A 14,495-nucleotide genomic window follows, 5' to 3' on the forward strand; every position below is an offset into this window, starting at 1 on the left:
CACATCGTGACATGGTACGATCAAAATCGCCGGTGGCGCGTTGTTGGCGACGTGGGTGTCATCGACCGTGACCGGCTCCCCGGCGACCTGCATGAGATGGGTGGCCGGCAGGGTCGGCTCAAGAGCGGCCCGAGTAGACGGCACTGTTGTCCGTCGCGTCCGCCCGGCAGGGGGACACAGGTTCAGGAGAAAGCCATGGCCGGTACGCTTCCCGTGCTCGCCAACGAAGGTGGCCTTTCGCGCTACCTCGACGAGATTCGCAAGTTTCCGATGCTGGAGCCGTCGGAGGAATTCACCCTCGCCAAGGCCTGGCGTGATGCCGGTGACCGCGAAGCGGCGCACCGCCTGGTGACGTCGCACCTGCGCCTCGTCGCCAAGATCGCCATGGGCTATCGCGGCTACGGCCTGCCGATCGGCGAGGTCGTGTCGGAAGGCAATGTCGGCCTGATGCAGGCGGTCAAGCGCTTCGATCCCGACAAGGGGTTCCGTCTCGCCACCTATGCCATGTGGTGGATCAAGGCAGCGATTCAGGAATACATCCTGCGGTCGTGGTCTCTGGTGAAGATGGGCACGACGGCCAACCAGAAGAAGCTGTTCTTCAACCTCCGCAAGGCGAAGGGACGGATCTCCGCCCTCGATGAGGGCGATCTGAAACCCGACCAGGTGTCGCAGATCGCCACGCGCCTCGGCGTGCCCGAGCAGGACGTGATCGACATGAACCGGCGTCTGTCCGGTGACACGTCGCTCAACGCGCCCCTGCGCGAGGAGGGCGAAGGTGAGTGGCAGGACTGGCTCGTGGACAACAGCCCGAGCCAGGAGACCGTGCTCGCGCGCGAACAGGAGGGCCAGAACCGCCTTTCCGCGCTGAAGGACGCCCTCGGTGTCCTCAATGCCCGCGAGCGGCGCATCTTCGAGGCGCGACGTCTCGCCGAGGATCCGATCACGCTGGAAGATCTTTCGGGCGAGTTCGGGGTCTCCCGCGAACGCGTTCGTCAGATCGAGGTGCGGGCCTTCGAAAAGGTGCAGGAAGCGGTCAAGCGCAACATTGCCAGTCGCGAGCTGCCGCGGACCGGCATTGAAGCCCGCTGACAGCAGGTCCCCGGCGTAACTGAGCGCCGGGGACAATCCCGTTCATCACTGCCAGGTGTCGAACGCGCTCTGCATGACCTGGGCGCCGGCGGTCCCTTTCTCGAAGGTCAGCACCGCCCGGCGACCGGAGGTGTAGCGCAGCGCGATGTCGAACCAGTTCCTATGCAGGAGCAGGTCGGTGTTGCGCTCCACGTCGTTCTGCAGCGACGACAGGCCGATCAGGAACAGGTTGTCGCGGACACGGACCGGCAGGCCCGAGACTGGCGAACCGCGGGCGCTCTGCTCATCCTTCGCTTGCAGCAATCCGACATCCTGGACCGTCCGAGCGGTGCCGCTGCTGCCGGTCTGGCTGAACGCAAGGCTCACCGTGTGGGAGGCCGGCAACGTCGTGTCGAGGTTGCGCTGGATGGTCATCACCAGCGTCAGCCCGGCCTCCGGAACGGTCACGGTCGCGACGACCGCGTTCTGAACCGGCTGACCATGCTCCCCGTTCACCGTCTCCAGGCGCCACGTCACCCGCCCCTGCGTGACGGTCGGCTGGCTGCTTTCTGCGCCGGCCCCTTCCTCGACGAGTTCAGCCCTCTGGGCGACCGAGACGCCCGCCTCGGCGGGTGGCGCGTTGGTCCGAGACGGGGCAGCACCGTCCGCGCGCGCAGGCGCCTTCGACACCGGCGCCGCATCGCCGCCGACCCGATCGCCGAACTTGGACTCGGCCTCGGACTGCTGAGAATCCGCAATCTCCGCACCGCTGGATGGCAGATTCTGTGGGCGGTCGCGCAGCAGGAAGGCCGCGACGGCGATCAAGCCGATCACGACAGCAAGGACGCTTCCGACAAAGACGTTGCGCAGCACGCGGGAGCGCCCGGCTCGGAGCGGCACCACCTCGATCCGCGGGCGCTGACGGCCCGATCCGACGTCTGCTGCGGCCTCGCCGGCGTCCTGCTCCTCGATCGAGGGTCGAGCCGAAGTCGCCGCCTCAGGGGGTAGCCCTTCGGGCGCAGCAGCGGCGGAGGCGCCCGGGCGCCTCGAGGTGATCGGGATCGGTGCCTCGCGCGGTCCGGACTCGGATGCGGAATCGCTATCCCGACCCGGGATCGCGAACGGCGCCTTGGCGGCAGGAAGCACCGGATCGGGATTCGACGCGACGCTCGACTCAGGGGGAGACGGTTCGGGGATCTCCGGCTCCGGCTGCACCGCTGGCGCGACCGCGATGGGCTCGGAGACGACCGGTGCAGGCGCCTGTCCCGGAGTGGCCTGAACCGCATCGTTGGCCGGCGCCGGCAGACCGCCATGGTCGACCTCGAGCCGTTCGATCGCGGCGTCGAGGGCGCGCCGCTCGAGATCGATGTCCGCCTCGGAGAGCGGCGGGTCGAGGGAGCGCAACTGGCTGATCAGCGCGTTGCGCGCACGGTCGTAGACCGCCTTGCGCAGAGCGGGCGTTCGATCCGGTAGCGCATCGAGCGCGCGCGCCAGAAGCGGATAGTAATCGGCCATAATACCCTGGTCCGCCCCTTCGGCCGCCGTCCGGCAACGCCGGTCGACGGCCGGGGACCGATGGCCGCTCCCGCCGGACAGGTCCGGTCGCGGCCGTCGGCCGGTTTGTCGTATTCCGCCGCACGGATCGGTGCCCGCACGCCGGTTGCGCCGCATACGGCGGATCATTCGCGAGAACGAAGGCCCGGCCGCCAGCCCGTTCTAGATCAAGCCTGCGCGGACTGGATACAGGCAGCGCTGCCGGAATCACGCGTCGTCAACGGGATAGCGCGCGACGCGTCAGTCCTCGAACGGGTTGTGCATGAGGATCGTGTCGTCCCGCTCGGGGGAGGTGGACAGCAGGGCGACCGGCGCCCCGATCAACTCCTCGATCCGCCGGACATACTTGATCGCCTGCGCCGGCAGGTCCGCCCAGGATCGAGCGCCTGCGGTCGTCTCCGACCAGCCCGGGATCACCTCATAGACCGGTTCGACCCGCGCCTGAGCGGCTTGGCTCGCCGGCAGATGGTCGATCGGCTGCCCGTCCAGCATGTAGCCCGTGCAGACGCGGATCTCCTCGAAGCCGTCGAGGATGTCGAGCTTGGTCAGCGCGATCCCGTGAATGCCGGAGGTTCGGACCGTCTGGCGCACCAGCACGGCGTCGAACCAGCCGCAGCGGCGCTTGCGCCCGGTGTTGACGCCGAACTCGCGGCCGCGGCTGCCGATGGTCTCGCCGATCTCGTCGAACAGCTCGGTTGGGAACGGCCCCTCGCCGACCCGGGTCGTGTAGGCCTTGGCGATGCCCAGCACGTAGCCGATCGCACCCGGGCCGAGGCCCGAGCCCGTCGCCGCCTGCGCGGCCACGATGTTGGAGGAGGTGACGAACGGATAGGTGCCGTGATCGACGTCGAGCAGCGCGCCCTGCGCGCCCTCGAACAGGATGCGCTTGCCGGCCCGCCGCTCCTCGTCGAGCAGCGCCCAGACGGTGTCGGCGAAAGGCAGGATCTTCGGCGCAATGGCCTTCAGCTCCGACAGCAGCGCCTCGGCATTGACCTCGTCGATCCCGAGGCCGCGACGCAGGGCGTTGTGATGGGTCAGCACGCGCTCGATCTTGGCCGGCAAGGCGTCGGGATCGGCAAGATCGACGACCCGGATCGCCCGGCGCCCGACCTTGTCCTCGTAGGCCGGCCCGATACCGCGCTTAGTGGTGCCGATCTTCAGGCCGGCATTGGCGGTCTCGCGGAAATGATCCAGCTCCCGGTGGAGCGGCAGGATCAGCGTGGCGTTGTCGGCGATCCGCAGGGACGCGGGGGAGACCTCCACACCCTGGGCCTTGATCCGGTCGATCTCGTCCACGAGATGCCAGGGATCGACCACGACGCCGTTGCCGATGACCGAGAGCTTGCCGCCGCGGACCACGCCCGACGGCAGCAGCGCCAGCTTGTAGGTGACGCCGTCGATGACGAGCGTATGGCCGGCATTATGCCCGCCCTGAAACCGGACGACGATGTCGGCCTGCTCGGAGAGCCAGTCGACGATCTTGCCCTTGCCTTCGTCGCCCCACTGGGCGCCCACAACGACGACGTTGGCCATGCCTGCCTGCTTACCCGCGACGGAAACCGGGACGGCGCCGCCCACGGGTGCAGGCGGCGCACGTCGTGTGCCGTTTCCGCGATCCAGCCAGCGAAATCAAGCAAGACACCGCACGGGAGACCCGTTCTGCGGTCCGGCGACAGGTCCGGCGCGGCTACTTGGCCTCGGTTCCCGGCGTCCGGCCCGGGAGTTCGTGCGGCTTGATGACCGGCATGGTCCCGGACTGATCGGGCTTCACCACGGTCCCGGTCGTCCCGGAATCCGGCGGCTTGATGACCCCGTCGTTCTTCTGGAGCTTGTCGCTGAGAGACTGATCCTGCGGCGGCGCATCCGCATTCGGGCGCACGCGCTCGGGCGGCGTCGGAGACGGGCTGGGGGTCTGAGCATAGGCGGGCACCGCCGCCAGGGTCGCCGCGAAGGCGGCGATCAGAGTCTTCTTCGGCATGAGAGCCTCCCCGGTTCGGGATACGAATTCGGGGAGGAACAGTCGGAGACGCAATCCGTTCCTGCGGGCCTGGGAGGCCGGAGCGTCCACCTGTGGACGGTATCCGGGCAACCGATGGGCTTCAGCCCCGACGCGCGGCCTCGATGTACAGGTCCCGCAGGCGCCGAGTCAGCGGCCCCGGATGCCCCTCGCCGATGGCGCGGCCGTCGATCTCGATGACCGGCATGACGAAGGCCGAGGCGCTGGTGTAGAAGGCCTCCTGTGCCGCGTAGGCCTCCTCGACCGGAATCAGCCGCTCCTCGATCCGCAGATCCGCCTCCTGGGCGAGGCGCAGGACCGACGCCCGGGTGATGCCCGGCAGGAGCGCCGTGGAGAGCGGCCGGGTGACGAGCACGCGGTCGCGGCTGACGATGAACGCGGTCGAGGACGAGCCTTCGGTCACCGCGCCATCCTCGACCATCCACGCCTCGGCGACGCCGGCCTCGGCCGCCTGCTGCTTGGCGAGCACCTGCGCCAGCAGGGCCACCGATTTGATGTCCCGCCGCTTCCAGCGCAGATCCTCGACGGTGATCACCCGGGCGCCGCTCTCGACAAGCGGGTTGGCGAGCACGGTCTTGGCCTGCGTGAATATCATCACGGTGGGCTCGGTGCCGGCCTTCGGGAAGGCGAAGTCGCGCTCGGCCACGCCCCGGGTCACCTGCATGTAGACCAGCCCCTCGGTGACGCCGTTGCGGGCGACGAGTTCGGTCTGCAGGCGCTCCCAGCTTGCCGCATCGTGCGGATTGCGAATGCCGATCTCACCGAGGGAACGGTCGAGGCGGGCGAGATGCGCGGCGTTGTCGACGAGCTTGCCGTCGATGATCGCCGAGACCTCGTAGATGCCGTCCGCGAACAGGAAGCCGCGATCCATGATCGGCACGCGCGCCTCCTCGTAGGGGAGGAACTGGCCGTTGAGATAGACGATGCGGGGAGCGGTCACGGAGAGCTGTCCTGTGTTCGTCGCGGGCCCAAGCAGGAATCGTGCGGGATGCTCAGCGGTCGCCGAACACCCGCCCGAAAATCGTGTCCACGTGCTTGAAGTGGTAGTCGAGATCGAAGCACGCCTCGATCTGTTCGGGCGCGAGCGCTGCGGCGACCTCCGGGTCCGCCTTGAGCAGGGCCAGGAAATCGCCCTCTCCGCGCCAGACCGGCATCGCGTTGCGCTGGACCAGCCGGTAGGAATCCTCGCGGGACACGCCGGCCTGGGTGAGCGCGAGAAGCACGCGCTGCGAGTGGATCAGGCCGCCGAGCCGGTCGAGGTTCTTCTGCATGTTGGCCGGGTAGACCAGCAGCTTCTCCATGACCCCGGTCATGCGGGCCAGAGCGAAGTCGAGGGTCACGGTGGCGTCGGGGCCGATCATCCGCTCGACGGAGGAGTGCGAGATGTCGCGCTCATGCCAGAGGGCGACGTTCTCCAGCGCCGGGGTGACGTAGCCGCGCACCATCCGGGCGAGGCCGGTGATGTTCTCGGTGAGCACCGGGTTGCGCTTGTGCGGCATGGCCGAGGAGCCCTTCTGCCCCTCGGAGAAGAACTCTTCCGCCTCCAGAACCTCGGTGCGCTGCAGGTGCCGGATCTCGATCGCCAGGCGCTCCAGGGACGAGGCGACGACGCCGAGGGTGGCAAAGAACATCGCGTGCCGGTCGCGCGGGATCACCTGGGTGGAGACCGGCTCGGCGGTCAGGCCCATCTTCTCGGCAACGTACTGCTCCACCCGCGGGTCGATGTTGGCGAAGGTGCCGACCGCCCCGGAGATGGCGCAGGTGGCGACCTCCTCGCGGGCCGCGACGAGGCGGCGACGGTTGCGCTCGAACTCGGCATAGGCCTGGGCCAGCTTCAGCCCGAAGGTGACCGGCTCGGCATGGATGCCGTGCGATCGGCCGATGGTGGGGGTCAGCTTGTGCTCGAAGGCCCGGGTCTTGAGGGCGGCAAGGAGCGAATCGACGTCGGCGATCAGGATGTCGGCGGCGCGCACCAACTGGACGTTGAGGCAGGTGTCGAGCACGTCCGACGAGGTCATGCCCTGGTGGACGAAGCGCGCCTCCGGACCGACGATCTCGGCGAGATGGGTGAGGAAGGCGATGACATCGTGCTTCGTCACCGCCTCGATCGCGTCGATGCGGGCGACGTCGAAGACCGCGTCCTTACCCTTGGCCCAGATCGTCTCGGCCGCCTCCTTCGGGACGACGCCGATCTCGGCGAGCGCCGTGGTGGCGTGGGCCTCGATCTCGAACCAGATCCGGAAGCGGCTCTCGGGCGACCAGATCGCCGTCATCGCGGGGCGGCTGTAGCGGGGGATCATGGGGGCCTCGGCACGGTCCGTATTGCGTGCGAGGCCGGTAGCATGCGCCGGCCCGGCCGCTCAATGCGCATCGGCCATGACGGGACGGCAACGGATGTGGACCGTCGGCAACAGCGGGATCAGTCGATCCGCACCCAGCCCTGGCCCATCAGGCGCTCCTGCGGGCGGAAACGGGACTTGTAGTCCATCTTCCGCGACCCCTCGACCCAATAGCCGAGATAGAGATACGGCAGGCCGAGCCGTTGGGCCCGGCGGATATGGTCGAGGATCATGAAGGTCCCGGGGGAGCGCGCGGCTTCGGCGGGATCGTAGAACGAGTACACCATCGACAGCCCGTCGGAGAGGACGTCCGTCAGGCAGAAGGCGAGCGGCGGCCCGGAGCCGCGGCCGGTGACCGCCGTGTCCGGCCCGTGCCGCCGGTACGACACCAGATGGGTGTCGACGTGGCTGTCCTCGACCATCATGGCGTAGTCGAGCACGGTCATGTCGACCATGCCGCCGTCGCCGTGGCGGGCGTCGAGGTAGCGGCGGAACAGGGCGTACTGCTCCGAGGCGGGCCGGTTCGGCTCCGGCGTGCCGATCCAGTCGGCGCTCCGCGCCAGGATGCGTCTCTGGCTGGCGCTCGGCACGAATTCATCGACAACGACACGCACCGAGATGCAGGCGCGGCAGGTCTCGCAGGCGGGACGGTAGGCGATCGTCTGCGAGCGACGGAAGCCGCCCTGGGTCAGGATCTCGTTGAGGTCGCGGGCGCGCCGTCCGACCAAGTGGGTGAAGACCTTCCGCTCCTCCTGTCCCGGCAGGTACGGGCACGGCGAGGGGGCCGTGAGGTAGAATTGCGGTGTGTCGCGCGGATGGCTGGTCACGCTTCTCACAGGCCCTACGCCGGGTTCGTCCTCTCGGCGCCGGCATGTCAATGTACAGGCGACCGGCCGAGGCTCAATGGCCCGACCGGTCGCACCGTCAGATTTTCATCGCCGGGTTCGACGCTCAGCGGGCGTGGACGACGGCGAGGCCGAGCAGCAGGTCGTGACCGAGACGCCGGTCCGACCGCATCAGGCCGAACGCGATGTCGACGCACCAGAGCAGGAAGGTCGAGATCGCCACGTAAAACAACAGCGCGTGGACCGCGGCCGTGATCACGTCGACCCGCGCGCCGCTCTCGGGTGCGATGGTGCGCAGGCCCATCAACCGCTGGCCGATCGTGCTCTGCTTCGACCCGCCCACCGTGATCGCGCTGTAGATGATGCCGCTCGCCGGCAGCACCGCGAACAGGGTCCAGCCGAGGCCGAACGTGACCACGCCGATCACGGTGATCAGCAAAGTCAGCAGGGCCGTGAAGCCGAAGATGAACAGGATATCGAGGAGATAGGCGACCGTCCGGCCGCCGAGACTCGCCCGCACGAACGGAACCGGCAGCGACGCCGCATAGCCGGGTGCCGTGTCGAAGCGCTGCGCGTATCCGGGTTGGGGGTTCTGCATGATGTCGCGTCCTGCCAGCGAGGCTGCGGGCGAGAAGGTGGGTGCGCGCCGCTCAGGCCGCAAGAGGATGCGTTTGCCCGGCCTCAGCTTCGCGCTGCTGCAGGACTGCCTTACCGTCCGGCCGGGTCGCCGGCCGCGGCGTCCGGCGTGTCGAGATAGAATCGCCTCAGCATGTAGAGCGCGGGCCCCGACAGGGTCGTCCCCTCGGTGGCGAGGGCGACGAGGGTCGTCCCGGCATCGAACCGGCAGGTCAGCCAGTGCGGCCGGGTCCCGTCGGAATAATCGACCCGGACCGAATTCGCCGCCGGTCCCGGCGCCGCCCGCAGGAGCCGGATCCCAGGTTGCGGCGCCACGGCCGGCAACGCCCGCCGGCAGGTGGCGACGCGATCCCGGCGCAGGGTGTCCTGACAGGCGGCGAGCCCGCCGAGAAAGCCGGCGACGACCGCGGCCCCGAGGAGCCAGCGGTGCCCGCGTGTCACGGATGGCTGCGCAGGCGCTCCGCGACCCGCGGCGCATGATAGGTGAGGACGCCGTCGGCTCCGGCCCGCTTGAAGGCGAGGAGCGCCTCGACCATCGCGCGGTCGCCGTCGAGCCAGCCATTCCGGGCGGCCGCCTCGATCATCGCGTACTCGCCGGACACCTGGTAGGCGAAGGTCGGGACCTGGAACTCGTCGCGGACCCGGCGGATGATGTCGAGATAGGGCAGGCCCGGCTTGACCATCACCGAATCGGCGCCCTCGTCGAGGTCGAGGCGAACCTCGCGCAGGGCCTCAGACGAGTTGCCCGGATCCATCTGGTAGGTGCGCTTGTCGCCCACGAGGGCGGCCTTGGTGCCGATCGCGTCGCGGAACGGCCCGTAGAACGCACTGGCATACTTGGCCGCGTAGGCCATGATCTGCACGTCGAGGAACCCTGCCTTGTCGAGGCCGGCGCGGATCGCGCCCACGCGCCCGTCCATCATGTCGGAGGGGGCGATGATGTCGGTGCCGGCCTCGGCCTGGATCAGGCTCTGCTCGACGAGGACCGCGACGGTCTCGTCGTTGAGGACCGCGCCGTCCTTCATCAGGCCGTCATGGCCGTGGCTGGTGTAGGGATCGAGCGCCACGTCGGTCATGATCCCGACCTCGGGCACGGCCCGCTTCACGGCCCGCACCGCCCGGCAGACGAGATTGTTGGCGTTGAGCGCCTCCGAGCCGGTCGGGTCGCGCAGCGCCACATCCGTGTAGGGGAAGAACGAGATGGCCGGAATGCCGAGGCGCGCCGCGCGCTCCGCGTCGCGGACGACCTCGTCCACCGAGAGCCGCTCGACGCCGGGCATGGAGGCGATCGGCTCGCGCCGGCCCTCGCCCTCGATCACGAACATCGGCCAGATCAGATCGTCGACCGTCAGGGTATGCTCGCGGACCAGCCGGCGCGACCATTCCGATTTTCGGTTGCGGCGCGGGCGCTGGGTGATCTTGAGACCCTCCACGCGGGCGCCCTCGCGGGCGGCCTCCACGGCGAGAGGGCGCGGCTCTGGCAGGGTGTCTGACATGCGGCTTCGCTACCGTTCGCGCGGACCACGCCGCGGATCGCGCGGCGCCCCTGCGCCGGAGGCGTTCGACTACCACACCGGACCTGTGCGGCGAAACCCGACCGTTGACGCAGGACGGCGGAACGGCTTCAACCCGGCGCGTTGCGTTCCCGAAGACCAGGATCCTGTTCCCTGTCCATGAGCCGGCCCATCATCTCCGCGAGTCACCGATAGTGCCCGGCTATTTTCCGATCCGGCGCAGGACGCCCCGGCCCGGGGGGATCCCCAGCGACCGGATCGAGCGCGTCCAGGGGCCGGCACCCGGCACGTGGGATACGGTGCTGATCTGGTTCATGCGGCTCACGGCCCTCGTCTGGCTGCTCAAGAGCGTCTTCGCCTGGGCGACCATCCTCGACATCGTGCCGGGTGTCCGCCCCTTCGAGGCCGAGCCCTTCGGCCGCCAATCCGCCATCGTCTACTTCGCGGTGATCGATGCCGCCGCGGCGATCGGCCTGTGGCTGACGAGCGCCTGGGGCGGCGTCATCTGGCTGCTCGCCGTCACGTCGGCGATGACGCTGGCGGTTCTGACACCGCAACTCTTGCCGTTATCGGTGCCGCTGCTCGTATTCGGGGGCTGCGTCGTGACGTTGTACTTCCTGCTGTCCTGGCTGGCGGCGCAGGAAGCACGGTGAACGAACCGTTCTTATCTTCATTCAGTTTGTCTTTACCGCGAAGAGTAAATCGCGAATTCATCCTGTCGCTTAAATCGCCTTTCATTCCCGAGCCCTAGCTTAGCCATCATCAACGGCGCCGCATCGAACGGGTGCCGGATCATCGGATGGCGAGGCAGAGATGAAGACCCAGAACGCCCGAGTCGCGCAGATCGAAGCTCCCGAGGAAGGCTTGGGCGCGAAGGGCTCCTACCTGGAGGCGCTCCACCTCGTGGAACGGCTGCACCGCCGCCTGCTCGACGTGATCAAGGACGAGTTCGAGCGCCGCGGCCGCGAGGACGTCAACAGCGTCCAGGCGCTGCTGCTGTACAACATCGGCGACAAGGAACTGACCGCGAGCGAGCTGCGGACCAAGGGGTACTATCTCGGCTCCAACGTCTCCTACAACGTGAAGAAGCTGGTCGAGGCGGGCTACCTCCACCATGCCCGCTCGAAGACGGACCGGCGCTCCGTGCGGATCAGCCTGACCGACAAGGGCCGTCAGGTCCACGAGATCATCCAGGGGCTGTACGACAAGCATGCCCGGACGATCACGCCGATCGGTGGGATCTCCGAGGACGATTTCGCCCGCCTGAATCAGGCGCTCGGCCGCCTGGAGCGCTTCTGGACCGACCAGATCCGCTACCGCCTCTGAGGCTCAGAGGTTGAGGAGCCCGGCAACCCCGGCGATCACCGCATAGGCGAAGCCGGCATTGATGGCGACGCCGAACACGCCGATGACGAGGCCGCCCAGCACGACGAGACCGTCGCGCTCGACGAGGCCGAGCCCGACCAGGCAGACGGCGAGACCGAGCGGGATCTGCCCGACGATGGGCGCGGCCACGATCAGCGCCAGCGCCAGGGCCAGCAGGACGATCCCCATGCCGCGCATGCCGAGCGCGGTCTCGAAGACGCTGACGCGGGGGCGCGACCAGCGCTCCAGGCGGCGCAGGATCGGCACCGCGCGGGTCACAGCGCGCCGGACATCCGTCAAGGCGATGGAGCGGCCCAGCAGCATCCGCGGCAGCCACGGTGCCGACATGCCGGCGGCGATCTGGATCGCCACGAGCAGCAGGAGCAGGCCGCAAATCAGTGGGATCGGCGGCGGCATCGGCAGGCAATTCGGCAGCCCCAGCAGGACCACGAGCAGCGCGAAGGCGCGATCCCGTAGGACCGCGACGATGTCGCCCACGGTGAGGCGCTCGCCCTCCTGGCTCGCCAGCACGGTGAGGACGTCCGACGTTCGTGCACCGGAGGTCAAGGATCTGCCAACCTTCGCTAACCCGCGGGGGCTCTAGCCGAGAACATCTGGCACGCCAAGCACGGCGGATTCGCGACAGCGCGATGGCGGCCGGCAGGTGGCCGCGCACCGCGCCGCGCCCGGCAGCCCGGCCAAGCATTCCCAAAGTCACAGCGCACGCCGGCGGACATGCGGCACGCTTTTGCCGGGCTTCCGGATCATGGCGCCAACAAATCCGGGGATGACATCGCGCCAATCGATGCAAAAAGGTTAATTTTATCTTAAACCGATCCTTCGAGTCCGGAGGATTGATCGTGCAAAGCCATCGCACAGCCTCAAAGATCCATGCGCGAAGGCCAACGACTCTGATTCTTCTGGCAGGCATCGTGGGTTTTGCTTCAACGGCGCACGCCAGCGAGATCGACACGCTGCTGTTCGGCAGCCTCGACGCGGGCGGCGACACGTTCCTGACCCTCGGCGCGAAGGTCGGCCTCACCTCTCTCGCGCAGGAGGGTTTCGTCGCGCTGGCGACCGTCGGCGGCGGACGGCGCACGGAAAGCGGCGCGGACGGTCCCCGCGAACGGTACACCGTCGCCGCCGCCGCACTCGCCGGGCATCAGTGGTTTTTCGACTGGGGCGTGGTCGCGGCCTATGCCGGCCTCGAGACCACGAGTGAGATGCTGATCGCAGGGCCGACACGCGATGCCCTGCCGACCCGCTTCGGCCTGCGCCTGCAGGGCGAGGTCTGGGCACGTCCGACCGCTGCGACGCTGCTTCAGGCGACCGCCGTCGCGGGCTCGGCCCGGGACAGCCTCTGGGCGCGCCTCGCCTGGGGCTATCGCCTCTGGGAGACCTATCTCGGCCCAGAGGCGGCGCTCTACACCGACGCGACCGGCTACGCGAAGTGGAGCCTCGGCCTGCACGGGACCGACTTCGCCCTCGGCCGGTACAGCCTCCGCGCGTCGGTGGGCCTTCAGACCGAGTCGCGCCGGGCCCGGGCTTGTCCCTACGTGACGCTGTCGGTCTGGTCGCCCCTCTGATCGGCGCTCGGCCGGGCCTCGAGGGCATCGAGGAAGGCGGCCGCGTCGCGGCGGATCTCGGCGCGGCGCTTGTCGCCGAATCCGCGCAGGGTCCGGTACGGCATCGCCAAGCGCTGATTGCCGGCCAGCCGCTCCTCGTTCTCGATCAGGAAGTTCCAGTAGAGATAGTTGAACGGACAGGCCTCGGGCCCGGACTTGACCTTCACGTCGTAGGCGCAGGACGCGCAGTAATCGGACATCCGGTCGATATAGGCGCCCGAGGCCGCATAGGGCTTGGAGCCCATCACGCCGCCATCGGCCCACAGAACCATGCCGTGAACGTTGGGCAACTCGACCCATTCGTAGGCGTCGGCGAAGACGATCAGGTACCATTCCTCCACCTGCGCCGGGTCGAGGCCGGCGATGAGGGCGAAGTTGCCGGTCACCATCAGGCGCTGGATGTGGTGGGCGTAGGCGTGGGCGCGCGTCTCGGTGACCACCTGCGCGACGCAGTTCAGCGCCGTTTCCCCCGACCAGTAGAACCACGGCAGGTCGCGGCGCGCGCCGAGGGCATTGGTGTCCCGGTAGGCGGGCATCCGCGCCCAGTAGAGGCCGCGCACGTATTCCCGCCAGCCGAGGATCTGCCGGATGAAGCCCTCGACGCAGTGGAGCGGCGCCGCACCGTCGCGGTAGGCGCGCTCGGCCGCCCAGCAGACCTCCTCGGCGGTAAGCAGGCCGGCGTTGAGGGCGGGCGACAGGAGGGCGTGGTACAGGAAGGGCGCGCCGGTCTTCATTGCGTCCTGATAGTCGCCGAAGGTCGGAAGGGCCTCGGCCAGGAAGTGCCGGAGCGCCGCGAGGGCGTCGGCCCGGGTCACCGGCCAGGAGAAGCCGGAGAGATCGCCGAAATGGTCGCCGAATTCCGCCTCGACGAGGGCGATGGCCTCGCGCGTCACGGAATCGGGCTGGAAGCCGATCCGATCCGGCGGACGATGCCCCTTGGGCAGGCGCTTGCGGTTCTCGGGATCGTAATTCCAGCGGCCGCCGGCGGGCTCGCCGCCATCCATCAGAAGGCCGGTCCGACGCCGCATGCCCCGGTAGAAGGTCTCCATCCGCAGGTGATGCCGGCCGTCTGCCCATTTCGCGAAATCCTCACGCGGACACAGGAAGCGGTTGTCGGCGCGGATCTCGAGCGGCATCGGCAGGCTCTCGCGCCAATCCTGCATCATTTCCCAGACGCGCCACTCGCCCGGTTCGGTGACGACGATCCGCTCCGGCCGGTGCCGCGCGACGGCGCGCTCCAGTTCGCCGGTGAAACTACCGGTATTGCCCGCCTCGGTGAGGCGCACGTAGTCGACGGTGATCCCCTCCGCCTCCAACTCGGCCGCGAAGTGGCGCATGGCCGCGAACAGGAAGGCGATCTTCTGCTTGTGATGGCGGACATAGGTCGCCTCGTCCCGGACCTCGACCATCAGCACCACGTCGCATTCGGGGTCGAGGTCGACGAGGCTCGAGACCCGGCGCGTCAGCTGATCGCCGAGGACGAAGCGCAGCGTGCCGCGCGGTGCGGCGGCGCCGCGGCGTTTTCCGGCCAT

Annotated in this window: 15 protein-coding genes; 4 read left to right on the plus strand and 11 right to left on the minus strand. The window is 68.7% G+C overall.

Annotated elements, in window-relative coordinates:
• The first annotated feature begins 195 nt into the window (after nucleotides 1-195).
• The gene (gene rpoH / locus ABC766_RS11220) at nucleotides 196-1,089 is read left to right on the plus strand and encodes an RNA polymerase sigma factor RpoH (protein WP_043350239.1); all 894 of its coding nucleotides are present in this window, start codon (nucleotides 196-198) and stop codon (nucleotides 1,087-1,089) included.
• A gap of 45 nt (nucleotides 1,090-1,134) precedes the next feature.
• Here the strand turns inward: rpoH and ABC766_RS11225 are convergent, their stop codons facing one another.
• The 9 genes from ABC766_RS11225 to hemB form a co-directional block, all read right to left on the minus strand.
• On the minus strand, nucleotides 1,135-2,583 hold the full coding sequence (locus tag ABC766_RS11225) for a histidine kinase (protein WP_345822266.1): 1,449 nt from the start codon (nucleotides 2,581-2,583) through the stop codon (nucleotides 1,135-1,137).
• A 279-nt stretch (nucleotides 2,584-2,862) separates the two neighbouring features.
• The gene (locus tag ABC766_RS11230) at nucleotides 2,863-4,155 is read right to left on the minus strand and encodes an adenylosuccinate synthase (protein ID WP_043350287.1); all 1,293 of its coding nucleotides are present in this window, start codon (nucleotides 4,153-4,155) and stop codon (nucleotides 2,863-2,865) included.
• A gap of 154 nt (nucleotides 4,156-4,309) precedes the next feature.
• Nucleotides 4,310-4,600: a hypothetical protein gene (locus tag ABC766_RS11235; protein WP_342140848.1), complete on the minus strand. Its 291-nt coding sequence runs from the start codon at nucleotides 4,598-4,600 to the stop codon at nucleotides 4,310-4,312.
• Nucleotides 4,601-4,721: 121 nt separating this feature from the next.
• Nucleotides 4,722-5,579 (minus strand): D-amino-acid transaminase, encoded by an 858-nt coding sequence (locus ABC766_RS11240; RefSeq protein ID WP_345822267.1) that lies wholly within the window; start codon nucleotides 5,577-5,579, stop codon nucleotides 4,722-4,724.
• A 52-nt stretch (nucleotides 5,580-5,631) separates the two neighbouring features.
• Entirely contained in the window at nucleotides 5,632-6,939 is a 1,308-nt protein-coding gene (purB, locus tag ABC766_RS11245) for an adenylosuccinate lyase (protein WP_043381613.1), read from the minus strand.
• Nucleotides 6,940-7,058: 119 nt separating this feature from the next.
• Complete coding sequence (locus tag ABC766_RS11250; RefSeq protein ID WP_043350247.1) at nucleotides 7,059-7,805, minus strand: arginyltransferase; 747 nt, start codon at nucleotides 7,803-7,805, stop codon at nucleotides 7,059-7,061.
• A gap of 124 nt (nucleotides 7,806-7,929) precedes the next feature.
• Nucleotides 7,930-8,421 carry an RDD family protein gene (locus ABC766_RS11255; RefSeq protein ID WP_043350249.1) on the minus strand — a complete coding sequence of 164 codons (492 nt, stop codon included), beginning with the start codon at nucleotides 8,419-8,421 and terminating at the stop codon, nucleotides 7,930-7,932.
• Nucleotides 8,422-8,531: 110 nt separating this feature from the next.
• Entirely contained in the window at nucleotides 8,532-8,900 is a 369-nt protein-coding gene (locus tag ABC766_RS11260; RefSeq protein WP_043350251.1) for a hypothetical protein, read from the minus strand.
• Nucleotides 8,897-9,955: a porphobilinogen synthase gene (gene hemB, locus ABC766_RS11265; RefSeq protein WP_043350254.1), complete on the minus strand. Its 1,059-nt coding sequence runs from the start codon at nucleotides 9,953-9,955 to the stop codon at nucleotides 8,897-8,899. The genes ABC766_RS11260 and hemB overlap by 4 nt, the downstream gene beginning before the upstream one ends.
• A 212-nt stretch (nucleotides 9,956-10,167) precedes the next feature.
• On the opposite strand from hemB, the gene ABC766_RS11270 reads away from it, so the two are divergent.
• Nucleotides 10,168-10,626, plus strand: a complete 459-nt coding sequence (locus tag ABC766_RS11270) for a DUF6163 family protein (RefSeq protein WP_043350256.1) — start codon at nucleotides 10,168-10,170, stop codon at nucleotides 10,624-10,626.
• A gap of 160 nt (nucleotides 10,627-10,786) precedes the next feature.
• On the plus strand, nucleotides 10,787-11,299 hold the full coding sequence (gene ldtR / locus ABC766_RS11275) for a transcriptional regulator LdtR (protein WP_043350258.1): 513 nt from the start codon (nucleotides 10,787-10,789) through the stop codon (nucleotides 11,297-11,299).
• A gap of 3 nt (nucleotides 11,300-11,302) precedes the next feature.
• Here ldtR and ABC766_RS11280 read toward each other — a convergent pair whose 3' ends face one another.
• Nucleotides 11,303-11,905, minus strand: a complete 603-nt coding sequence (locus ABC766_RS11280; RefSeq protein ID WP_210274666.1) for an exopolysaccharide biosynthesis protein — start codon at nucleotides 11,903-11,905, stop codon at nucleotides 11,303-11,305.
• Between the two features lie 365 nt (nucleotides 11,906-12,270).
• Between ABC766_RS11280 and bcsS the strand changes: the two genes are divergently transcribed.
• Nucleotides 12,271-12,924 (plus strand): cellulose biosynthesis protein BcsS, encoded by a 654-nt coding sequence (gene bcsS, locus ABC766_RS11285; RefSeq protein ID WP_274926164.1) that lies wholly within the window; start codon nucleotides 12,271-12,273, stop codon nucleotides 12,922-12,924.
• On the opposite strand, the gene ABC766_RS11290 is transcribed toward bcsS, so the two are convergent.
• The gene (locus ABC766_RS11290; RefSeq protein WP_075381445.1) at nucleotides 12,891-14,495 is read right to left on the minus strand and encodes a cryptochrome/photolyase family protein; all 1,605 of its coding nucleotides are present in this window, start codon (nucleotides 14,493-14,495) and stop codon (nucleotides 12,891-12,893) included. The two genes, bcsS and ABC766_RS11290, sit on opposite strands and share 34 nt — an antisense overlap.

Origin of the sequence: Methylobacterium fujisawaense, assembly GCF_039619325.1 — a bacterium.
Taxonomy (GTDB): Bacteria; Pseudomonadota; Alphaproteobacteria; order Rhizobiales; family Beijerinckiaceae; genus Methylobacterium; species Methylobacterium fujisawaense.